The organism is Allobosea sp. NPDC055594, assembly GCF_053618995.1.
This window is the reverse complement of record NZ_JBSHIO010000001.1, coordinates 752,077-772,658: the sequence shown is the minus strand read 5'-3', so window position 1 is coordinate 772,658 and position 20,582 is coordinate 752,077. Positions and strand designations below refer to the sequence as shown.

General features: G+C 67.5%; 21 protein-coding genes. 12 read left to right on the top strand and 9 right to left on the bottom strand.

Features of this window, described 5'->3' with window-relative positions:
• The first annotated feature begins 3 nt into the window (after positions 1-3).
• From ACWGRX_RS03620 to ACWGRX_RS03595, 6 genes are all read left to right on the top strand, one after another.
• Positions 4-852, top strand: coding sequence for a transporter substrate-binding domain-containing protein (locus ACWGRX_RS03620; protein WP_452116432.1), 849 nt, complete (start codon positions 4-6; stop codon positions 850-852).
• Between the two features lie 97 nt (positions 853-949).
• Entirely contained in the window at positions 950-1,612 is a 663-nt protein-coding gene (locus ACWGRX_RS03615) for an amino acid ABC transporter permease (protein WP_291637797.1), read from the top strand.
• 7 nt (positions 1,613-1,619) lie between these two features.
• Positions 1,620-2,384, top strand: coding sequence for an amino acid ABC transporter ATP-binding protein (locus ACWGRX_RS03610; protein ID WP_291637795.1), 765 nt, complete (start codon positions 1,620-1,622; stop codon positions 2,382-2,384).
• A 17-nt stretch (positions 2,385-2,401) separates the two neighbouring features.
• Entirely contained in the window at positions 2,402-3,670 is a 1,269-nt protein-coding gene (locus ACWGRX_RS03605; protein ID WP_452116431.1) for an NAD(P)/FAD-dependent oxidoreductase, read from the top strand.
• A complete protein-coding gene (locus ACWGRX_RS03600) occupies positions 3,670-4,638 on the top strand; it encodes an ornithine cyclodeaminase family protein (RefSeq protein WP_452116430.1) in 969 nt (322 codons plus the stop codon). Before ACWGRX_RS03605 ends, ACWGRX_RS03600 begins: the two co-directional genes overlap by 1 nt.
• Positions 4,635-5,846 carry an alpha-hydroxy acid oxidase gene (locus tag ACWGRX_RS03595; protein ID WP_452116429.1) on the top strand — a complete coding sequence of 404 codons (1,212 nt, stop codon included), beginning with the start codon at positions 4,635-4,637 and terminating at the stop codon, positions 5,844-5,846. Before ACWGRX_RS03600 ends, ACWGRX_RS03595 begins: the two co-directional genes overlap by 4 nt.
• On the opposite strand, the gene ACWGRX_RS03590 is transcribed toward ACWGRX_RS03595, so the two are convergent.
• Positions 5,843-7,393: a phospholipase D family protein gene (locus ACWGRX_RS03590; protein ID WP_452116428.1), complete on the bottom strand. Its 1,551-nt coding sequence runs from the start codon at positions 7,391-7,393 to the stop codon at positions 5,843-5,845. The genes ACWGRX_RS03595 and ACWGRX_RS03590 overlap by 4 nt on opposite strands.
• Before the next feature lie 169 nt (positions 7,394-7,562).
• Between ACWGRX_RS03590 and ACWGRX_RS03585 the strand changes: the two genes are divergently transcribed.
• Positions 7,563-8,393 carry an endonuclease/exonuclease/phosphatase family protein gene (locus tag ACWGRX_RS03585; protein WP_452116427.1) on the top strand — a complete coding sequence of 277 codons (831 nt, stop codon included), beginning with the start codon at positions 7,563-7,565 and terminating at the stop codon, positions 8,391-8,393.
• A 79-nt stretch (positions 8,394-8,472) separates the two neighbouring features.
• Here ACWGRX_RS03585 and ACWGRX_RS03580 read toward each other — a convergent pair whose 3' ends face one another.
• The 7 genes from ACWGRX_RS03580 to ACWGRX_RS03550 form a co-directional block, all read right to left on the bottom strand.
• The gene (locus ACWGRX_RS03580; RefSeq protein ID WP_452116426.1) at positions 8,473-8,646 is read right to left on the bottom strand and encodes a hypothetical protein; all 174 of its coding nucleotides are present in this window, start codon (positions 8,644-8,646) and stop codon (positions 8,473-8,475) included.
• 280 nt (positions 8,647-8,926) lie between these two features.
• Positions 8,927-9,922, bottom strand: coding sequence for a TRAP transporter substrate-binding protein (locus tag ACWGRX_RS03575; protein ID WP_452116425.1), 996 nt, complete (start codon positions 9,920-9,922; stop codon positions 8,927-8,929).
• 62 nt (positions 9,923-9,984) lie between these two features.
• Positions 9,985-11,268 carry a TRAP transporter large permease subunit gene (locus tag ACWGRX_RS03570; RefSeq protein WP_452116424.1) on the bottom strand — a complete coding sequence of 428 codons (1,284 nt, stop codon included), beginning with the start codon at positions 11,266-11,268 and terminating at the stop codon, positions 9,985-9,987.
• Entirely contained in the window at positions 11,265-11,810 is a 546-nt protein-coding gene (locus tag ACWGRX_RS03565) for a TRAP transporter small permease (protein ID WP_452116423.1), read from the bottom strand. The genes ACWGRX_RS03570 and ACWGRX_RS03565 overlap by 4 nt, the downstream gene beginning before the upstream one ends.
• Complete coding sequence (locus tag ACWGRX_RS03560; RefSeq protein WP_452116422.1) at positions 11,810-12,790, bottom strand: amidohydrolase family protein; 981 nt, start codon at positions 12,788-12,790, stop codon at positions 11,810-11,812. The genes ACWGRX_RS03565 and ACWGRX_RS03560 overlap by 1 nt, the downstream gene beginning before the upstream one ends.
• 176 nt (positions 12,791-12,966) lie before the next feature.
• Positions 12,967-14,364 (bottom strand): NAD(P)H-dependent oxidoreductase, encoded by a 1,398-nt coding sequence (locus ACWGRX_RS03555; RefSeq protein ID WP_452116421.1) that lies wholly within the window; start codon positions 14,362-14,364, stop codon positions 12,967-12,969.
• A gap of 38 nt (positions 14,365-14,402) precedes the next feature.
• Positions 14,403-15,074, bottom strand: a complete 672-nt coding sequence (locus ACWGRX_RS03550) for a cyclase family protein (RefSeq protein WP_452116420.1) — start codon at positions 15,072-15,074, stop codon at positions 14,403-14,405.
• A 123-nt stretch (positions 15,075-15,197) separates the two neighbouring features.
• Between ACWGRX_RS03550 and ACWGRX_RS03545 the strand changes: the two genes are divergently transcribed.
• From ACWGRX_RS03545 to ACWGRX_RS03525, 5 genes are all read left to right on the top strand, one after another.
• Complete coding sequence (locus tag ACWGRX_RS03545) at positions 15,198-15,935, top strand: GntR family transcriptional regulator (RefSeq protein WP_291637761.1); 738 nt, start codon at positions 15,198-15,200, stop codon at positions 15,933-15,935.
• Positions 15,936-16,119: 184 nt separating this feature from the next.
• The gene (locus ACWGRX_RS03540) at positions 16,120-17,133 is read left to right on the top strand and encodes a TRAP transporter substrate-binding protein (protein ID WP_291637759.1); all 1,014 of its coding nucleotides are present in this window, start codon (positions 16,120-16,122) and stop codon (positions 17,131-17,133) included.
• A 20-nt stretch (positions 17,134-17,153) separates the two neighbouring features.
• Positions 17,154-18,452 carry a TRAP transporter large permease gene (locus ACWGRX_RS03535; protein ID WP_291637758.1) on the top strand — a complete coding sequence of 433 codons (1,299 nt, stop codon included), beginning with the start codon at positions 17,154-17,156 and terminating at the stop codon, positions 18,450-18,452.
• Entirely contained in the window at positions 18,449-18,955 is a 507-nt protein-coding gene (locus ACWGRX_RS03530) for a TRAP transporter small permease (RefSeq protein ID WP_291637756.1), read from the top strand. The genes ACWGRX_RS03535 and ACWGRX_RS03530 overlap by 4 nt, the downstream gene beginning before the upstream one ends.
• Before the next feature lie 26 nt (positions 18,956-18,981).
• Positions 18,982-19,752 carry an SDR family NAD(P)-dependent oxidoreductase gene (locus tag ACWGRX_RS03525; protein WP_291637754.1) on the top strand — a complete coding sequence of 257 codons (771 nt, stop codon included), beginning with the start codon at positions 18,982-18,984 and terminating at the stop codon, positions 19,750-19,752.
• Between the two features lie 36 nt (positions 19,753-19,788).
• Here the strand turns inward: ACWGRX_RS03525 and ACWGRX_RS03520 are convergent, their stop codons facing one another.
• Complete coding sequence (locus ACWGRX_RS03520; protein ID WP_452116419.1) at positions 19,789-20,571, bottom strand: enoyl-CoA hydratase/isomerase family protein; 783 nt, start codon at positions 20,569-20,571, stop codon at positions 19,789-19,791.
• Between the last annotated feature and the right edge of the window lie 11 nt (positions 20,572-20,582).

Sequence of the window (20,582 nt, the reverse complement as noted above, 5' to 3'; positions counted from 1 at the left end):
GACATGACGACACGCAGGGATCTCGCCGGGCTGCTCGGTGCCGGCGCCGTTGCCGCAACGGCGCTGACCCTGGCTTCGAAGGAAGCCAGCGCGCAGGCTGCCACCACCAACACTTTCGAGCGCATCCTCAGCTCTAAGAAGCTCCGGATGGGCGCCGTCGCCGCCGGCCAGCCATGGACCTTCAAGGACCGGGCGACCGGCAAATGGGGTGGGCAGTTCATCGACATCGGCACGGCGCTCGCCGCCGACATGGATGTGCAGCTGGAGATCGTCGAGACGACCTGGGGCAATGCCGTCCTCGATATCCAGGCCGACAAGATCGACATCATGTTCGGCATGAACCTGACGCCGAAGCGCGCTCTGGTGGTCGACTACACCTCCACGGTTTATGACAGCGCGCTCGTCGTCATCGCCCGGCCCGGCTTCGAGCCGAAGATGTGGGCCGATCTCAACGACCCCAAGATCAAGATCTCGGTCGATGTCGGCTCGGCGCACGACCATGTCGCCGCCCGGCTTTGCCCGAAGGCGCAGATCGTCCGCTTCAAGTCGCTGGAGGAGGCGACCCTCGCGCTCCGCAGCGGTCGCGTCGACGCCCAGAGCATCTTTTGGATGGGTGGCGTGCGCGCCGTGAAGCGTGATCCCGGACTCGGCAAGGTCGTGGTGCCGCAGCCGATGTTCGGCTCGACCTCGAACGCCATCGTGCGCCGCGAGACCGACAAGACCTGGCGCGATTTCGCCTCGGCCTGGATCACCTATTCGCGCGGCCTCGGCCTGATCCGCGAAGCGGTGGTCAACAGTCTCGCCCAGGTCGACCTGACGCTGGACGACATTCCGCCGGGCGTCACCTTCTGAGTGTGGGACAGGGTCTCCGGCCTAGCGCCGGGGACCCTTTTCCGGTTCCACCGGTTCCTGCGGCCTGGTCGCCGGGCAGGCTTGCGAGAGGAAAATCATGTATACGTGGCGTTTCGATGCCGTCTGGGGCTATCGCGATCTGTTCCTGACCGGAACCGCGGTCACCATCGGCCTGACCATCGCAGTCGTCATTCTCGGCCTCGTGGTCGGGCTCGTCGCCGGTCTCGCGCAATTGTCGCGTTCGCCGACGCTGCGCTGGCTGTCCTGGCTCTATATCGAGATGTTCCGGCTGACGCCGCTGCTCGTGCTGCTGCTCTGGTTCTATTACGCACTGCCGATGCTGACGGGCATCAAGATCGACGCGCTGACCGCGGCCGTCGTGACGCTCTCGCTCTATGGCGGCTCTTTCTATGCCGAGGTCATCCGGGGCGGCATCGTCTCGATCGAGGCCGGGCAGAGCGAGGCGGGGCTCGCGCTCGGCATGACGCCCGGCAAGGTGATGCGCCGCATCGTCCTGCCGCAGGCGATCAAGCGGATGATCCCGCCGCTGATGAATCAGTCGATCATCCAGTTCAAGAACACCTCGCTGGTCTCGGTGCTGGCGGTGCCGGACCTGCTCTATCAGGGCCAGATCGTCGCGATGGAGACCTATCGCGCCCTCGAGGTCTACAGCGTGATCGCCGCGATCTATTTCGTCGTCCTGCTGCCGGCGACCGTGATCGTCAAGCGCGCCGAAAAGCGCCTGTCGCAGAGCAATTGAGGCAGAGATGACCACCAGCAAGATCGAAATCTCGGGCCTGCGCAAACAGTTCGGCGATCTCGTCGTCCTGCGTGACATCAACCTCAAGGTGGAGGCCGGCGCGGTCATCGCGCTGATCGGGCCCTCCGGCTCCGGCAAGTCCACCTTGCTGCGTTGCCTCAACCTGCTCGTCATCCCCGAAGGCGGGCGCATCCGCATCGGCGACGATGCCTTCGCCTTCGATGGCGGCGCCAAGCTGCCGGGCGTGCGCGAGCAGGCGCGCTTCCGCTCCAACACCGGCATGGTGTTCCAGCATTTCAACCTGTTTCCGCACATGACCGTGCTCCAGAACGTCATGGAGGGGCCGCTCTCGGTGAAGAACATGCCGAAGGCGGAGGCCGATGCGCTCGCCCGCCGGCTGCTCGACAAGGTCGGGCTCAGCGACAAGGTCGACGTCTTCCCGAACAAGCTCTCCGGCGGCCAGAAGCAGCGCGTCGCGATCGCTCGCGCGCTGGCGATGGAGCCTTCGGTGATGCTCTTCGACGAGGCGACCTCGGCGCTCGACCCCGAACTTGTCGGCGAGGTTCTCGGTGTCATGCGGGCTCTCGCGGCCGAGGGCATGACCATGATCATCGTCACCCATGAGATCGGCTTCGCCCGCGAGGTCGCCGACCGCCTCGTCTTCATGCGTGACGGCGTGATCGTCGAGGAAGGGCCGGCGCGCGAGGTCATCGACAGCCCGAAGGAGGAGGCGACCCGCGCCTTCCTCAGCCATTTCCACAATCGCGGCTGAACCCTGAAAGCAGGACGATGACGGCTTCTTCCGGCTCGCATGTCGCCGTCATCGGGGGCGGCATCGTCGGCCTCGCCGCGGCTTTGGAGATCCAGAGCTCCGGCCATCGGGTGACCCTGATCGAGCCCGCAGAACCGGGCGGCCGGCAGGCGGCCTCCTACGGCAATGGCTGCTGGCTCAACCCCGGCGCGATCATACCGATTTCGCTGCCCGGGCTCTGGCGCAAGGTGCCGGGTTTCCTGCTCGATTCGACCGGTCCCTTCGTCATCCGCTGGCGCGACCTGCCAGGGCTGGCGGGCTGGCTACGCGATTTTGTGCTCGCCGGCCGCAATTGGGATCTGGTCGAGGCCTGCGCCCGCACCCGTTTCGAACTCTGCCGGACTGCCGTCGACGAGCATGCCGCGCTCGCCGCGGAGGCCGGCGTTCCCGAGCTGATCCGGCGCGAAGGCGTCATGTATGTCTATCTCGACCGCTCGGAGTTCCTGGCCGAGGAGCGCGTCTGGCGGTTGCGGCGCGAATTCGGCGTCGCCTTCAGCGAGGTCGGGGAGGAGGAGCTGCGGCTCGTCCAGCCCGAGCTCGCGCCACGCTATCGTTTCGGTGCCCGGCTCGATGGCGGCGCCTATGTCGTCGACCCCGGCGCCTATTGCCGCGCTCTGGAGGCGTTGCTCCTGCGCCGCGGCGGTACGCGCATCTCCGCCCGGGCCACGGGTTTCGATTTCGCGGTCGGCCGGCTGCAGGCGGTGCGGACCGAAGCCGGCCCGGTCGCCTGCGACAAGGCTGTCATCGCCGCCGGCATCGGCTCGGGCGAGCTGGCGCGGCAGGCGGGCGACCGCGTGCCGCTGATCTCGGAGCGCGGCTATCACGTCGTCCTACCTGAGCCGGGTTTCGACATCCCTTGCGGCCTGATGCCCTCCGACGGGCTGATGGCGGTGGTCGCGACCTCCAAAGGGCTGCGGCTCGCCGGCCAGGTCGAGCTCGCCGCGATCTCGGCGCCGCCGGATTGGCGCCGCACCGAGATCCTGCTCGGCTTCGCCCGCAAGATGTTCCCGCAATTGGAGATCGACGAGAGCCGGCTCGACCGCTGGATGGGGCATCGCCCGTCGACGCCCGATGGCCTGCCCTGTATCGGGGTCTCCTCCGGCAGTGCCGACATCTTCCATTGCTTCGGTCATGCCCATACGGGATTGATCCAGGCGCCGACCTCGGCCCGCCTGCTCGCGGCGCTGCTCGACGGCCGCGCGCCTCCCTTCGACCCGGTGCCGTTCTCGGCAGGAAGGTTTCGCTGATGAGCGACGGTCTGCTCTATCTTTCGCGCCGTGAGGTTTGTGCACTCGGCATCTCGCCCGGCGAGGTTCGCGAATCCGTGCTCCAGGCCTTCCGTGACCATGCCGCCGGGCTGAACCGCAGTCTGCCGAAGAAATCGCTCGATCTCGGCCCGGGCCATGGCTTCCAGGCGATGTCGGCGGCTTCCGAGCCGGAAGCGATCGCGACCGTCAAATGGGTGGCGATGGCGCCGGTGGCGCCTGGCAGCACGGCACCCGGCATCAGCGCCCTGATCTGCGTCAGCGACTATGCGACCGGCCTGCCCCTTGCTGTACTGGACGGCGACGAGATCACCCTGATCCGCACCGCCGCGATGTCGGCTGCGGCGGCGTCCTATCTCGCCCCGGCCGAGCCGCTCACCATCGGCTTCGTCGGCTGCGGCCTGCAGGCCCATGCCCATCTCGACGCCTTCCTCGATCTCTATCCCGGCCTGAAGACGGTGCTGGCGCTGAGCCGCAGCCGCGCCTCGGCGGAGCGCCTGGCCGAAGCCGCGGCGGCGCGCGGGCTTGCGACCGAGATCGTTGCGGAGGCCGATGACCTCCTCGCGCGCTCCGACATCGTCATCTCGATGGTTCCGGGCGCTCCTGGTCTGAAGCCCTTCCTCGATGCCGGCCGCATGCCGGCCTCGTCCTTCGCTTCGGCGGTCGATATCGGCCGCAGCTGGCGCCCGGAGACATTGCCCGCCTTCGACTTCCTCGCGACCGACAGCCTCGCCCAGTCGACCGCGCCCTATGACGTCAATTCCCAGCCGGTCGAGACTGTCCGCTTCCAGGATGACCTGATCCAGATCGCGGCGCGCGGTGCCGGGCCGGCCGGGCAGGGGCGCCGGATGTTCTGCTTCCGCGGCTTCGCGCTGGCCGATCTCGCTTTGGCGGGGCTGGTCGTTCGCAAGGCACGCGCGGCCGGTGCAGGGACGAGGCTCGAACGATGATCCTGACCGGCCTGGACGCGATCCTCAATATCGAGGATGCGCGGCGCGCTGCCCGCCGGCGCCTGCCGCGCGGACTGTTCGAATATGTCGACCGTGGCGCCGAGGACGAGAACTCGATCGGCGGCAACCGGCGCGATCTCGATGCGGTGAAGCTTGCGCCCTCCGTGCTCGTCGACGTCTCCCAGCGCACGCAGGAGACAGAGGTGCTCGGCCGCAAACAGCCGAGCCCGCTGGTCATCGCGCCGACCGCTGTTGCCGGCCTGGTCTGGCGCGACGGAGAGATCGCTCTCGCGCGGGCGGCGGCCGCGGCCGGCATCCCGTTCTGTGTCTCGACCCAGTCGATCACCTCGATCGAGCGCATCGCCGCCGAATCCGGGGCCGAACTCTGGTTCCAGCTCTATGTCTGGAAGAACCGCGAGCGCACTTTGGCGCTGCTCGACCGGGCCTGGGCGGCGGGTGCGCGCACTCTGGTGCTTACAGTCGACACCGCGGTCGGCCCGAACCGCGAATACAATCTGCGCAACGGCTTCGGCATTCCGCTCAAGCCCTCGCTGCGGGCCGGCATCGACCTCGCGCTGCATCCGCGCTGGACCTGCGAGGTTCTGTTGCGCTCGCTCATCGCGTCGGGCGTGCCGACCTATGCGCATTATCCGGACGAGTTCCGGACCCAGCTCGGCCGCGTCTCGCTCTCTGACGAGATGTCTCTTGCGACCGACGTGACCTGGGAGGATGTCGCGCTGCTGCGGAAGCGGTGGCAGGGCAAGCTCGTGCTCAAGGGCGTGCTGCGCGTCGACGACGCCCGCAAGGCGGCCGAACATGGCGCGGACGCCATTGTCGTCTCCAACCATGGCGCCCGCAATCTCGATTGCGCACCGGGGCCGGTCGAGGTCCTGCCCGCCATCGTCGCTGCTGTCGGGGACCGCCTCGCCATCCTCGCCGATAGCGGTGTCCGGCGCGGCGCCGACATCGCCCGTTTCCTGGCGCTCGGCGCATCGGGCGTATTGATCGGCCGGGCGACGCTCTACGGCGTGGCGATTGCAGGCGAGACCGGGGCGCGCCGGGTGCTCGACCTGCTGCGCAACGAGCTCTCCGTCACCATGGGCATGCTCGGGGTACGCTCGCTCTCCGAGTTGCCGGGCTGCCTCGCACCGCTTCCGGCTGGGCAAGCACCGCGGCAGGCTGCGATCAAGGCCGGGGCGGCGACCTAGAGCTGGGATTCGATCGGCAGCAGCCCGATGGCGAGGGCGGTGATACGCCGTCCGAGGCTCGCGCCCGGCTCCAAGCGCAGTTGCTGCGGAACTGCGTCCTTCGCATCGTTCCAGACGAGGCGGCGGCCTTCGAGCGCGACCTGGTAGCTGCATTCCGGGGCGGTCTGCGCCAGGAATATCGTCCGCATCTGCGCAACCAGCCGTGGATCCTTGAAGATCACGCCCATTTCGGTGTTGAGCGAAGCCGAGCGCGGGTCGAAATTGAACGAGCCGACGAAGCCGGTCGTGTCATCGACCGTGAACGCCTTGGTGTGCAGGCTCGCGCCGCGCGAGCCGAACAGCGAAGGACCGTCGCGGATGATCTCGGGCCGCAGCTCGTACAGGGCGACGCCGCTTTCGAGCAGCGGCTTGCGATATTTGGCATAGGCGCCGTGGACGGCGACGACATCGGTCGCCGCGAGGGAATTCGTGAGCACGGAGACCTTGATCCCACGCCGGGCCATGGCCGCGAAGGCGGCGGTCCCTTTCCTGCCCGGAATGAAATAGGGCGAGGTGATGTTGAGCTCGTGCCGAGCGGTGGAGAGAGAGGCGAGCAGGCGCTCCGCCAGCCAGCCGGTGCCGCGTGGGTCCCAGGCTTTCGCCGGGGGGTCGGAGACGACCTCCACATCGGCGCCCCAGAGCAGGGAACGGCCCGCCTCGGGCAGCACGTTCGCCTCCTTCCGCTCGGCGAGATTGGTCAGGAATGGCGCGGCGTTGAGCAGGCGCCGCGCTGGCCGCCTGGCCTGGCTCGCAAGCTTGCGGCGCAGCTTCGAGCGGCTCAGCGAGCAGAGCGGGATCACCATCGGGCTGTTCCAGAAATCGTCGAAGATCCGCTCGGTCTGCGGCACCGCCTCGCCGACCAAAAGCATGTCGAGATCGTGGAAGTTGGCGGTGCGGGAAGCGTCGAAATAGGCATCGCCGATATTGCGCCCGCCGATGATGGCGATCCGGCCATCGGCGATCCAGGCCTTGTTGTGCATCCGCCGCGTCGCCCTGAAGGCGCGCAGCGCCAGCTCGATGCCGCGCCGCAGGGAATTGGAGCGGTTGCGGCTCGGATTGAACAGCCGGACTTCGATATTGGGGTGGCGGTCGAGCCCGAGATAGCTCGCATCGTCACCGCGCGTGTTGATGTCGTCGATCAGCAGGCGCACCCGGACGCCGCGGTCGGCGGCGGCGATGACCTCGCGGGCGAGCAGGCCGCCGGTCAGGTCGTCGAGCCAGTAGTAATATTGCAGGTCGAGGCTGCGGCCGGCATTGCGCGCAGCGAAGGCGCGCACGGCGAAAGCCTGGAGGTTGTCGGCGACCAGGAGAAGGCCGCTTCTGCCGGGATGTTGGCGCAGCAGCGGCGCCACGGCGCGGTCGAGCGCGGTTTCAGCCTCTTCGACGGGCAGGGCCCGGGTCGGCAGGCCGCGGGCACGCCTGCCGAAGCGGCCATAGGAATAGATCGCGAGCAGCGAGCAGAGGGCGAAGCAGACGACCCCGATCAGTGCGATCTCGAAAATGTGCATTCCCGCCTGCCGCTTTGCCTCTTCCATCATAACGAGCTATCGCCGATGTCGTTCAATCTTTCACGGGGCGACCGAACCTTTGCCATGTTTGACGCATTGATCTCCTGCCGCCCTGCTGCGATTCCGGCACGGCAGTTGCTTGCCGCCCGCTATGGAGATCGATGACGTCATGCAGGATACGGAGTTTCGCGGCCTGGCCCGGATCCGCCGGCTGCGCCCCGTGCGGATTTCGACCTGGAGCCGCGATCGCACCGGCAAGTCGCCTTCGGGCAAGCCGCCGCGCAGCACCGATCTCCTGATCGCATCCTACAACATCCACAAAGCCGTCGGCCGCGACCGGCGCTTCGATCCGGCGCGCATCGTCGACGTGATCGACGAGATCGGCGCCGACATCATCGCGTTGCAGGAGGCCGACCAGCGCTTTGGCGAGCGCGCCGGCCTGCTCGACCTCGAGGCGTTGAAGCGGCGCACCGGCCTGATCGCGGCGCCCGTGCAGGGGCGCGGCCATGGCTGGCACGGCAATGTCGTGCTGTTCCGCCCCGGCATCGTCACGGCGACGCGCGAGATCGTGCTGCCCGGCGTCGAGCCGCGCGGCGCACTGATCGTCGACCTTTCGCTGCCACGAGGCGACGTCCGCATTATCGGCGCGCATCTCGGCTTGCTGCGCCATTCGCGCTCGCGCCAGGTCGAGACGCTGATCGGTGCCGCCAAGCCGACCGATGGCCGTCCGGTGTTCCTGATGGGCGACTTCAACGAGTGGCGGGTCGGGCGGCGCTCGGCGCTGCAGGGGCTCGCCCCGAAATTCGGTCCGCTCCAGGCCGCCATCCCGAGCTTCCCGGCGCGCTTTCCGTTGCTGGCGCTCGATCGTATCGTCGCCTATCCGGCAGATCTGGTGGCCAGTGTCGAGCTGCACGATTCACCGCTGGCGCGGATCGCTTCCGATCATCTGCCGATCAAGGCCCAGGTACATTTGCTGTCGGAGGATCGCTCGCCGCATTGAGGCGAAGGCGGTGGCACGACAGCGCGTTCATAACGGCCGCTAGATCGCCGCGCATCCGTTCGGACGCGGTCACGGCAATCTATCTTTTTGTTATCGCATCGGAGTTTTCCGAAAAGTGGATTCCACTTCTCGGTCCGGTGCTATAGCGGCGGCGCAACTGCTCGATCTCGTCGCCATCCGCGCCCCGCGTCCAGCGCAGGAAGGCCGACAGGCGCAGCAGGCCTCGCTTGGTCAGGTACAGCACGGCGTACATCGCGGGTCTCCAGGCGGCGACAGGCCCAGGATAGCATCGCGGTGTTCTCGGCGTTGTTGACGCAGCGCAAAATCGCTCCGGGCAATCCCCGCGAACACCTGGCCCGGAGCCGAGGCGCCCCCGATCATTCGCGCTCGGCCCTTGCGGGTCAATGAAGCCGGTTTCCAAAGATCGGCGCGAGGCTGGAAGAACGCTCTCCCGAGAGGCACGGCTCAGGAAGAGAATGCTGGCCGCGCCCCTGGGATGGGGCGCGGCGGCAATAATGGCTGGCGGGTTCGCTTCAGACGGCCGCCTTCTTAATCGCGTCGAGCGTCTCGCTGCCGTATTTGCCGACGAACTCCTTCTCGACCTCGGCGGTGACGATCTTGGCGAAGGAGTCGCGATCCGGCGTCTCGACCGCCTGCATGCCGGCCTTCTTGAGGGCTGCGAGGCTCGAACCCTCGGTGTCCTCGTTCATCTGGCGCTGAATGGCGGCGATCTCGACCGCGATCGCGGGCAGCATCGCCTGGATATCGGCCGGCATCGCGTCGAACTTCGTCTTGTTCATCACGACGGGGCCGGTGGTAAAGGCATGCCGGGTCAGCGAGAGATGCTTCTGCACTTCGTTGAACTTCGCGTTCAGGATCAGCGTCACCGGGTTCTCCTGGCCGTCGACGGCGCCGGTCTCGAGCGCCGTGAACAGCTCGGTGAAGGCCATCGGCGTCGGCACTGCGCCGAGCAGCTGGAAAGCCTTGATATGGGCCGGGTTCGGCGTGGTGCGGATCTTCAGCCCCTTGATGTCGGCGGCGGTCGCGACCGGGCGGCGGTTGTTGGTCAGGTTGCGCCAGCCGATTTCCCAGGTCGCGAGCGCCTTGAGGTTCGAGCCCTCGAGTTCCTTGCGCAGACCGTCGCCGATCGGGCCGTCCATCACGATCGCCGCATGCTTGCGGCTCTGGATCAGGAAGGGCAGGTCGAGCACGTTGAGCTTGGGCGCGAGCCCGGTGAAGAACGGGTTGCCGGTCAGGCAGATGTCGAGCGAGCCGCCGCGCACCGCGCTGATCGTCTGCGCGTCGGAGCCGAGCGCGCCATTGGCGAAGACCTGGACCTCGTAGCGGCCCTGGCTCTTGGCCTTGACCTGCTCGGCGAAGAGCAGGGCGGCCTTGTGCCAGCTATCGGCCTCCGGATGCGGGTGGGCGAAGCGCAGCTTCGTGGTCTGCGCCAGGGCCGGGCGGCCGATAGCGAAGAGTGCGAGGCCGGCGCCGGCGCCGGCAAGGGCGGTCCTGCGGGTGATGGTCATGATGGCGTCCTCCTTGTTTGGTCTTGTAGCGTCTGGTCTCGTGGTGAGGCGAGGCGGGCGCCTCAGCGCCCGTAGAGCCATCGCGCCGGCACGGTGACGATCTCGGGTACGAGGATAAGCAGCAGCAGCACGGCGAATTGCGCGATCAGGAACGGCATCACCCCGCGGATGACCTTGTCCATCGGCACGCGGCCGACGGCGCAGACGACGTTGAGCACCGTCCCGACCGGCGGGGTCAGCAGGCCGATGGCGTTGTTGATGATGAACATCACGCCGAAATAAACCGGGTCGATGCCGGCCTGCTTGACGATCGGCATCAGCACCGGAGTCAGGATCAGCACGGTCGGGATGAAGTCGAGCGCCGTGCCGACGATGATGACGAGGAACATCATCGCCAGCATCAGCAGCGTCTTCGACTCGATCAGCGGGCCGAGGATGCCGGAGACCTGGCCGGGAATGTCGGCGATGGTGATCAGCCAGGCCGAGACCATCGCCGCCGCGACGAGGAACATCACTGCGGCTGAGGTCTTCAGCGCCGAGAGCAGGGCCGGGCGCAGATCCTTGAGATGCAGCTCACGATAGATGAAGCCGCCGACCGCCGCCGCATAGACCGCAGCCACGACGGCAGCCTCCGTCGGGGTGAAGACCCCGGCCCGCATGCCGCCGATGATCAGGAAGGGCAGGCCGAGCGCCCAGAGCCCGTCCAGCACGGCATGGCCGACCTCGCGCAGGCTGGCACGCTGCGTGCGCGCGGCCGGCTCGTCGCGCGCAACGATGTACCAGGTGAGGATGAGCGCCAGGCCCATCAGGATGCCGGGCACCAGACCGGCGATGAACAACCGTGTGATCGAGACGCCGGCCGCGACGCCGAAGACGACGAAGCCGATCGAGGGCGGGATCACAGGCGCGATGATGCCGCCGGCCGAGATCAGCCCCGCGGCGCGCGGCAGGTTGTAGCCGGCCTGCCGCATCATCGGCAGCAGGATTGCGGCGAGCGCCGCGGTGTCGGCGACCGCCGAGCCGGAAATGCTCGCCATCACCAGCGCCGCCAGCACCGCGACATAGCCGAGCCCGCCGCGGACATGGCCGACGATGGTCACCGCGAGCGCGATGATGCGGCGCGAGAGACCGCCGGCATTCATCAGCTCGCCCGCCAGCATGAAGAACGGCACCGCCATCAGCGGGAAGGAATCGGCGCCTCCGACCAGGTTCTGTGCCAGGATCTGCGCGTCGAAGGTGTCGAGCTGCAGCATCAGCGCGACGCCGCAGACGAGCAAAGCGAGAGCGATCGGCATGCCCAGCGCCATGGCGCCGAGGAGCGAGCCCAGGAAAACGAAGACCGTCACCGCCGCTTCTCTTCAGCTTGCTGCGCCTCGAAGGCGCTGAGCTCTTCCGATTCCGCGCCGATGACGAGCTCGTCATCTGGCATCCGGCCACTCAGCAGGCGGGCCAGCGCGGTCAGGTTGAGGGCCGCGATACCGATGCCGCCGGCGAGTCCGGCGAAATAGACCACGGCAATGGGCACGCCGGTGACCGGCGCGTGATTGTCGAGATTGATTACCGCCTGCTGCCAGCAGCCGAGGATCAGCAGCGTCATGCACAGCAATGACAGCCCCTCGACCGCGAGCCGGCACCACCAGCGGCCATTGCGGCCGAGCATGTTGACGACAGTGGTCATGCCGAGATGCTGGCCGTCCTTGGCGACGAGGAAAGCGCCGCCGAAGGTGAGCCAGACGAAGATCATCCGGGAGACCTCCTCCGACATGATGATCCCGGAGTTGAAGCCGTAGCGCAGTACGACATTGCCGAAGACCATCGCGATCATCACGACGAAGCCGGCAATCAGCAGGTTCTCCGTGAGCCTCAGCAGCGTGGCGCGCATTGGCATCAGCTCGCTCCGGTCGTGGCTTCGGGCGCCAGGCGGTACCAGCGAGTGGCATTGTCGTGGAACAGCGCCAACCGCTCCGCCGGTGGCCGGTTCTTGGTCGCCGCCTTGAAGACGTCGTAGATCGTGCCGAAATCGGCGCAGAGCCCGTCGACCGGGAAATTGCTGGCGAAAGCGCAGCGTTCGACGCCGAAGGCCGAGATCACGCCCGCGATCACCGGCGCCTGCAGATCGAGCGTCCAGGCGCGGCCCGGCATACCGATGCCGGAGATCTTGGCGACGACATTGGGCTGCTGCGCCAGCCGATCGAGCGCGGCCTGCCAGGCCGCGAGCCCCTCGGCGCTGCGGTCCGAGGGAAGGCCGGCATGGTTCAGGATGATCGTGGTGCCGGGGAAGTCGCGCGCGAGCTCGGCCGCCTCGTCGAGATGCCACCACGGTGTCTGCAGGTCGAAATGCAGGCCGGCCGGGGCGAGCCTTGCATAGCCGTCTCGCCATTTCGGGTCCCGCATCGAACCCGGGGCGCTGAAGCTCGCGTGATGCGCCTCGCGGCTCACTGCGGCCGGCTTGTGGCGGACGCTGCGCACGATCGGCATGTCGCGATAGGCGTCGGCCACGGCCGCGGCATCCTCCCGGTCGAGCCAGATTTGGGCGATCGCCGCGTCGGGAGCGCCGTGCTCTGCCGCAACCTCCGCCGTCCAGCGCATCTCGCCGACCGGGTCGCGCGGATCCCATTCGCCTTCCATCAGCACGCTGCCGAGGACGAGATGGCCGGCGGCGACGCGCCGATAGTGTTCCGGCAGGAAATCGCGCCGGATCGCCGCGTAATCGCCGTAGCGGAAATTCGTCAGGATGTGGTCGTTCAGCCAGGGATGATGGTTCCGGCCGAGATCGAAGAAATGATGATGCGGATCGATGATCGGCAGGAGCGCGTTATCCCCGGTTTCGAGGAAGCGGGCGCGTTGTTCGGGGGAGGCAATCGGCATCTGCTCAGTTTCCGCGGGCTGTTCGGGCGCGGCCTGACTGCGGGCCGGGCCGGTCGGAGGCCGGGACTGGGCACATATCGCGGTCTCCCCCGATGTTTCCTCGATGCTCTCGTCGCTTGAGCGATCGTTTGGCAGGCTATTCTGTATGCAGCATACAGCATAGCCTTAATTTTGTGTCAAACCGTTCCGGTCTTGAACAGCGCGTCCTGCTCGCGCCGCAACTGCACCAGCGTCGTGGTCTCATCGAGCGCGATGTCGGCGCAGGTCAGCACCGCGCCGCGTGCCACCGGGCGCACCACCGGCCGTCCGGCGGTCAGGTAGTAGGGCACGGGCTCGTCGGCTCCGAGCGGACGTGCGGCTTGGAGCAGCGGCTCGAGCCCGCCGATGACATGGCGATAGCCCATGGTCAGCGTCTCGCCGGGGACGAGGTCGCGGCTGGCGCGCGCCACGAGGTCGACCCGCGGCAGCACCTCGGCGCCGCCGGTCGACTGGCCGAGCAGCGCAGCCGACAGCACAGACATCGGCGCCTCGGCCCCGAGGAGGTGGACCGGGTTGTGCACCAGCACATAGCGGCCATCGGGCGAGCAGGGGATGCCCTTGCCGGCGAACAGCGCGCCGGTCGCCAGATCGGGCGCCTCGGCGATGACGAAGACGCCGCCGGCGAAGGAGAGCTCGTCGGGCCGGCGCAGGCAGTTGAACATGTCGACCTTGCCACGCCCGGAGAGCAGGCCGCCTTCGGCTGCCGGCCGGAACAGGCTCGGCAATTCGGTCGTACGCGCGATCGGCGCATGCATCTCGGCGATGTCAGGCATCAGCCCGGTATGGTTGGCGACGATACCCATCTCGCAGAGATCGGGCACGGTGGCGCGCGGGAAGGGCAGTTTGGCGCGCTCCGCCAGCAGCGGCAGCGGGTCGCTGCCGAGGCGGCCGAAGGCCGCAGCGAAATCCTTGGCCTCGGCCGGGGTCTCCCAGGCGGTGACCGTGCCGGCCTCCGGATCCCAGACGAAATCCGACTCGCTCGACTTGCCGGCCGCGACGATCGGCAGGCCGAGCATGCGCGCCCAGCCGATCAGGCTGATCAGCAGGCTCGGCTGGTCGCCGTCGACCGGAGTGTGCACGACCCCTTTCGCCTTGGCGCGATGTGCCAGGATCGGTCCGATGATGCACTCCGCCTCCTTGGTCACCATGACGCAGTGGCGGCCGTTCTCGATCGCGGCGAGGGCGACGCGGGCGGCGCCTTCGGGATCGCCGGTCGCCTCGACCACCAGGTCGACGGCCAGGCTGGCGAGATGGTCGGAATTGTCGATCAGCGCGACGAGGCCGCGGTCGAGGGCGCTCTTCGCCTCGGCCGCATGGTGGCAGTCGGCGAGGTCGCTCTCATTGAAGCCGCCGGCGATGGCGGCCTTGCGGGCGCGGCCGAGATCGAGGTCGCAGACCACGCGCGGGGCGATATGTGCCGTGCGGCGGGCCTGGCCGATGAAGCTCGCGCCGAACTCGCCCGCACCGACGAGGGCGGCCGAAACGACACGCCCGGCGGCATCCGGCCGGAGCACGAAGAAGTTCTCGATGTTCAAGGTCTTGGACTTTCAGTTCGTGATTGAAGCGGGCCGCGTCAGACCGGCAGGCCTTCGATGGCGTAGAAGCGCGCCGGCGCGCCGTCGGCGTTCGGGATCAGCAATGGCGCTGCCGAGAACAGGTTGCGCGGCGCACTGAGGCGGCTGGTGTTGCAGACATATTCGATCAGCGTGACGCCGTGCGAGAGCAGGACGTGATGCGTCACATGCTCCGGCTTCGGCACTTCCTTGCCTTCGAGCAGCAGGCGGATCGGGTAGTCCTGCGGGAAGTCGAAGGCGACGGCGCTCGGCTTGCGCGCCGCCAGCCATTGCGCCGATTCCAGCGTCAGCCAGGGCGCTTCTGTCCAGAAGCTCTTGTCCTGATGGTCGCGGCGATCGTTCCAATGGGCGGCGAGCAGCAGGATCTCGCCCTCCTTGCCGCCGGGATCGGCCGTGGCGAGGTGCTCCGGCTCGATCGGTGCATTGGCCGGACGGGCACTGAGGTCGAGCACACGGCAGGCGCCGACGACTTGCGAAAGCGGCGTCGTCTCGATCGTCGGCGCGCCGGCGACGAAATGGGCGGCGGCGTCGACATGCGAGAAGCCATGGCAGGGGCCGGCGATCTTCGAGACGCGGAACTGGTCGCCAGAGGCGATGTCGCCCTTGATCGAAAGCTCGACCGGCCAGCGGAAATGCGGTGCGATCGGCATGCTGAGGTCGATGATCTTCATGACAGGATCTCGCGGAGGTCGGGTCAGCCAGCGGGAGGCCGCGGGCGCGCTCTCGATAGATAGATGGCATCTTGCATGCAAGAAATTTTGACAGTCAAGCATGCATGCGGTGTACAAGCGCTCATGGTCACTTCGGACGACAACACGCCGCTCGCGGCGCTCCTGGCCCAGTTGCCGCAGCCGGAACCCGGCAAGCGCAAGGGCCATCTGCACGCCAATGCCGTCGCCCAGCTGCGCAATCTGATCGTCACCGGCGTGCTGGCGCCCGGCGCCAAGCTGAACGAGCGCGAACTCTGCGAACAGCTCGCGATTTCGCGCACGCCGGTACGCGAGGCGATCAAAACCCTGATCCAGGACGGGCTGCTGCGGGCTCTGCCCAATCATTCCGCCGTGGTCTCGGAGCTCGATCTCGACGAGATCGTCGCGCTGATCGAGGTCGTCACCGCGATCGAGGGGCTGGCCGGAGAGCTCGCGGCCAGGAACATCAGCGACGAGGCCGTCGCCGAAATCGGCATGCTTCACTACCGCATGCTGCTGCATCACGCCCGTGACGAGCTTCCCGGCTATTTCGAGGCCAACAAGGCCTTTCATCGCCGGATCGTCGAGCTCTCGCGCAATTCGATTCTGCTCTGGGTCTGGGAGCTGCTGGCGCTCCGGGTCGATCGCGCCCGCTTTTCCTCGAATCTCTGGCCGACGCGCTGGCGCACCGCGATCCAGGAGCATCAGCAGATCCTGGATGCGCTCGCGGTCCGCGATTCCGCCCGAGCCGGACAGGCCCTGCGCGATCATGTCCGCAACGGGCTCGAAGGGCTGGTCGCCTCGCTTCGTGCCAAGCAGGAAGCCGCGCGGTCCGAAGCGTAACGCGTGAAGAAGCATGGCGGCCCTGCTCCGGCATAGCTACGGCATGAGCGGCGAAGCCGCCGAACGCGGTTGACGGCCCGCATTCTTGCATGCAACTTTTCGGGTGAGGCCGCGCAGACGGCTCGTAAGGTTGCCGCGGACGAAGCTGGCGACCGGCTGCAATCACCGGGGAAGGAAGAGCACCATGGTCGGGAAGATCACGTGGACGCGTCGCTCGTTGCTGGGAGCCGGTGCGGCGCTCACGGTCGGGCTGCCGGCGATCAGACCGGCTCGTGCAGCCGTCGAATTGCGGCTGACCCACCCGGCCGACACCAGCCACCCCGTGCACATCGAGGCCGAGGCGATGGTCAAGCGCATCGCCGAGCGCACCAATGGCCAGGTCAAGATCGCGATCTTCCCGAACAATGCCCTGGGCTCGCCGGTCGAGGCGGCGCAGCAGACCCGGCTCGGCGCCATCGACATGATGATGCTGAACCCAGCCAATATCGAGGCGCTGTCGAAGACGATCGGCGTCATCAACATCCCCTATCAGTTCGACAGCTATGAGCACGCCCACAAGACGCTCGACGTCACCGGGCGCGACTGGATCGCCGAACAGCTCAAGGCCGCCGGCTTCACCTGGATCGCCAATCTGGAATGGGGCTTCCGCGCCGTCACCAACAGCCGCCGGCCGATCAACCAGCCGGCCGACGTGCAGGGCCTGAAGATCCGCGTCCCGCCCGAGCTCGCGATCAAGGCGGCCTTCGAGGCGCTCGGCGCGAGCACCCAGACCATCGCCTTCCAGGAGGTCTATCTGGCGCTCGCCAACAATGTCGTCGACGGCCAGGACAATCCGGTCGGAACGACCTTCGCCGCGAAGTTCTACGAGGCGCAGAAGCATATCGCGCTGACGCGGCACATCTACGCCTCGATCATGTTCTGTGCCAATCCGCGGGTCTGGAGCGGCAAGCTCACCGAGGAGCAGCGCAAGATCATCAGCGAGGAGGGCACCAAGGCCGGCGCCGGCGCGCGCAAGGGCGTGCGCGACAATGAGGAGAGCAATCTCGCCGCCATGGAGAAGGCGGGCGTCGCGGTCACCCGGCCGGATGTCGCGCCCTTCCGCGACAAGATGGGCCCCGCCTACGATCAGCTCCGCAAGGCACTGGGCGACGAGACCTGGAACAGCTGGACCAAGCTGGTCGCAGCCGCTCGCGCCTGACCGGGAACCAGACGCCGACCATGCTCATCACCGCCATTCTGCTCGGCGTCTGCTTCGTCATCCTGATCGGCCTGCCTATCGCGGTGGCGCTCGGCCTCGTCGCCATCGTCACCATGGTGGCGACCGCCGGACCCGATCTGCTCGTCATCTTCATCCAGCGCACCTATGCGGGGACAACCTCGTTCCCGCTGCTGGCGATCCCGTTCTTCGTGCTGGCCGGCAATCTGATGAATGTCGGCGGCACCACGGAGCGCATCTTCGGCGTCGCGCAGCTCTGCGTCGGCCGGATCCGCGGCGGCCTCGCCCATGTCAACGTCGTCGGCAGCGTGATCTTCGCCGGCATGTCGGGCTCGGCAGTGGCCGATGCCGCCGGCATGGGCGTGATCGAGCACCGGGCCATGACCAAGGCTGGCTATAGCGGCCGTTTCGCCGCGACGATCACCGCGGTCTCCTCGACCATCGGTCCGATCATCCCGCCGAGCATCCCCTTCGTCATTTATGGCAGCCTCGCCAATGTCTCGGTCGGGGCGCTGTTCCTCGCCGGCATCGTGCCCGGCCTCCTGATGGCGGTGGCGCTGATGGCGCTGATCGCCGTCTCGGCCAAGCACATGAACCTGCCGCGCGGCGACGCGCTGCCGCCCTTGCCAGTGGCCGTGAGGACCGTCGCCAAGGCCGGGCCGGCGCTGCTGCTGCCGCCGGTGATCCTGCTCGTCATCTTCACCGGCATCGCGACGCCGACCGAGGCCGCCGTCGTCGCTGCCGCCTATGCCTTCGTCCTCGGGCGCTTCGTCTATCGCGAGCTCGACTGGGCGGCGACGCTCGACGTCCTCTGGGACACGGCGCGCCAGACCGCGCAGGTGATGTTCATCATCGCGCTCGCGGCGCCCTTCGGCTGGGTGCTGATCCAGCAGCAGATCCCCAACGCCATCCTCAGCGCCTTCCTCGGCCTGTCCTCCGAGCCCTGGGTGATCCTGCTGATCATCAACATCGTGCTGCTGATCCTCGGCATGTTCATCGAGGGCATCGCCATCATGATCATCGCCTATCCTGTGCTGCTGCCGATCATCGCCAAGATCGGCGTCGATCCCGTCCATTTCGGCGTGATCCTGGTGCTCAACATCATGATCGGGCTGGTCACGCCGCCTGTCGGCCTGTGTCTCTATGTCGTCGCCGGCATCGCCAAGATCTCGATCGCCGAGATCACCCGCGAGATCTGGCCCTATGTGCTGGCCCTGATCGCGGTGCTGATGCTGATCACCTATGTCCCGGCGATCTCGCTCTGGCTGCCGCACGCCCTCGGCTACGGAGTCGCACGATGATCGCCGCCCTGCGCTTCGCCGACCGGCTGGTCGGGGCTCTCTGCAAGGGCGGGGCGGTCGCCTGCCTGCTCGGGCTCTTCCTGCTGCTGGGCAGCGCCATCGTGTTGCGGCTCGTGCCGCTCTTCACCATCCATGGCTATGACGAGATCGTCGAGCTGCTCTTCATCTGGCTGGTGATGCTGACCTCGCTCGCGCTCTGGCGCGAGGGCTCGCTCTATCGCGTCGTGCTGTTCGAGGACCTGCTGCCCGTGCCGATGCGCCGACTCCTGGAGATCGGCATCCATGCCGTGATGTTCTGCTTCGCCCTGGTCCTCGTGGTCTATGGCCGCGAATTCATGGCGATGGCGGGCGAGACCACGCCTTTCCTGCGGCTCGACAAGGGTTGGTGGTACGCGGCCATCCCGGTCACCGGCGCGCTGATGGCGATCTACAGCCTGGTCTGGATCTGGCGGGTGATCCGGCGTGGCGAGACCCTCGAATCGACAGCGACACTGGTCGGCTGACCCCTCCGATCTCAAGGACGATGCGAATGCCCAGGCTTCAAGGCAAGGTTGCGATCCTCACCGGCGGGGCCGGCGGCATCGGCGCCGCGACCGCCGAACTCTTCGCCGAGGAGGGCGCGAAGGTCGCGCTCGTCGACATCGACGCCGCAGCGCTCGCCGAGGTCGGGGCACGGATCCGCGCCGCGCTGCCGGGCGCCGAGGTCCTGGAGATCGCCCGGGATGTCGGGCAGGAGGCTTCGGCGGCGGCGATCGTCGCGGAGACGCTCTCCGCCTTCGGCCGGCTCGACATCCTGGTCAACAATGCCGGCATCCGCTCCTATGAGCCGCTCGACGAGGCCAAGGCGGAGACCTGGCAGAAGATCCTGTCGGTGAACCTGCTGAGCTATGCCTATCTTGCCCGCGAGGCGCTGCCGGCGCTGCGGCAGGCGGGGAAGGGCGCGATCGTCAACATCTCCTCGACCCATGCCTTCAATCCGCGCGGCGGCATGGGGCAGTACGACGTCGCCAAGGCCGGCATCATCTCGATGACCAAGACGCTAGCCTTCGAGGAGGCCGATCGCGGCGTGCGGGTCAATGCGGTCTGCCCCGGCCTGACGCTGACGCCGTTCCATGTCCGCCGCTTCGCCCCGCAGGGCAAGAGCGAGCAGGACCTTCGCACCGAGAAGGTCGACCACAACATCCAGCGTCGCTGGGCCGATCCGCGCGAGGTCGCCTGGCCGATCCTCTGGCTCGCTTCCGACGAGGCCTCGTTCATGACGGCCTCGGTGATCATGGCCGATGGCGGCACCCGCGTCTGACGGCGCGGGTACCGGGCAGCGGACAGTTCAGGCGGGCTACTTGCCCTGCCAGTTCGGCGTCCGCTTGCCGAGGAACGCTTCCATGCCCTCGCGGAAATCGGCGCTGGTGTAGCAGAGAGCGACGAGGTCATCGCCGTCGACGCCGGCGCTGGCCGCTTCGGTGAGCCGGCGCAGCGCTTCCTTGGTGGCGCGCATCGTCAGCGGCGCATGGCCGCGAATGGTCTCGGCGAGCTCCTTCGTGCGTGCCAGCAGCGCGGCGTGGTCGGCGACGAGCTCGTTGTAGAGGCCGACGCGATGGCCTTCATCGGCCTCGACCAGCCGGGCGGTGAAGATGATGTCCTTGACGCGGGCCGGGCCGAGCAGGCTGGCGAGCCTTGCGTAATTCGCCATCGACAGGCAGTTGCCGAGCGTGCGCGCTACCGGAAAGCCGAAGCGGGCCGATTGCGTCGCGATCCTGAGGTCGCAGGCGCAGGCGATCGCCGCACCGCCCCCGGTGACGGCGCCGGCTATCGCCGCGATCGTCGGCACGGAGCAGCTCTCGATCGCCGTGATCACCTTCTCGATGCGGTTCTCATAGGCGAGCGCATCCTCGGCCGTCTTGAAGTCGCGGAACTGCGTGATGTCGGTGCCGGCGGCAAAAGCCTTCTCGCCGGCGCCGGTCATCACGATCACCTTCGGCGCGCCATGGCTCTCGGGATCGCTGCAGATCTTTGCCAGCCCTTCATACATGGCGAAGGTCAGGGCGTTACGTGCCTGCGGCCGGTTCAGCGTGATCGTGCCGATCCCGTCGGCGACGTCGTAGAGAATCTCGTCGGTCATCGGAAAACCTC

Coding starts and splice junctions, on each gene's coding strand:
- ACWGRX_RS03585 (WP_452116427.1), top strand. CDS start 7,563: ATGCAGGATACGGAGTTTCGCGGCCTGGCCCGGATCCGCCGGCTGCGC.
- ACWGRX_RS03525 (WP_291637754.1), top strand. CDS start 18,982: ATGCCCAGGCTTCAAGGCAAGGTTGCGATCCTCACCGGCGGGGCCGGC.
- ACWGRX_RS03535 (WP_291637758.1), top strand. CDS start 17,154: ATGCTCATCACCGCCATTCTGCTCGGCGTCTGCTTCGTCATCCTGATC.
- ACWGRX_RS03605 (WP_452116431.1), top strand. CDS start 2,402: ATGACGGCTTCTTCCGGCTCGCATGTCGCCGTCATCGGGGGCGGCATC.
- ACWGRX_RS03520 (WP_452116419.1), bottom strand. CDS start 20,571: ATGACCGACGAGATTCTCTACGACGTCGCCGACGGGATCGGCACGATC.
- ACWGRX_RS03615 (WP_291637797.1), top strand. CDS start 950: ATGTATACGTGGCGTTTCGATGCCGTCTGGGGCTATCGCGATCTGTTC.
- ACWGRX_RS03590 (WP_452116428.1), bottom strand. CDS start 7,393: ATGCACATTTTCGAGATCGCACTGATCGGGGTCGTCTGCTTCGCCCTC.
- ACWGRX_RS03620 (WP_452116432.1), top strand. CDS start 4: ATGACGACACGCAGGGATCTCGCCGGGCTGCTCGGTGCCGGCGCCGTT.
- ACWGRX_RS03545 (WP_291637761.1), top strand. CDS start 15,198: ATGGTCACTTCGGACGACAACACGCCGCTCGCGGCGCTCCTGGCCCAG.
- ACWGRX_RS03540 (WP_291637759.1), top strand. CDS start 16,120: ATGGTCGGGAAGATCACGTGGACGCGTCGCTCGTTGCTGGGAGCCGGT.
- ACWGRX_RS03595 (WP_452116429.1), top strand. CDS start 4,635: ATGATCCTGACCGGCCTGGACGCGATCCTCAATATCGAGGATGCGCGG.
- ACWGRX_RS03560 (WP_452116422.1), bottom strand. CDS start 12,790: ATGCCGATTGCCTCCCCCGAACAACGCGCCCGCTTCCTCGAAACCGGG.
- ACWGRX_RS03580 (WP_452116426.1), bottom strand. CDS start 8,646: ATGTACGCCGTGCTGTACCTGACCAAGCGAGGCCTGCTGCGCCTGTCG.
- ACWGRX_RS03565 (WP_452116423.1), bottom strand. CDS start 11,810: ATGCCAATGCGCGCCACGCTGCTGAGGCTCACGGAGAACCTGCTGATT.
- ACWGRX_RS03600 (WP_452116430.1), top strand. CDS start 3,670: ATGAGCGACGGTCTGCTCTATCTTTCGCGCCGTGAGGTTTGTGCACTC.
- ACWGRX_RS03530 (WP_291637756.1), top strand. CDS start 18,449: ATGATCGCCGCCCTGCGCTTCGCCGACCGGCTGGTCGGGGCTCTCTGC.
- ACWGRX_RS03550 (WP_452116420.1), bottom strand. CDS start 15,074: ATGAAGATCATCGACCTCAGCATGCCGATCGCACCGCATTTCCGCTGG.
- ACWGRX_RS03575 (WP_452116425.1), bottom strand. CDS start 9,922: ATGACCATCACCCGCAGGACCGCCCTTGCCGGCGCCGGCGCCGGCCTC.
- ACWGRX_RS03610 (WP_291637795.1), top strand. CDS start 1,620: ATGACCACCAGCAAGATCGAAATCTCGGGCCTGCGCAAACAGTTCGGC.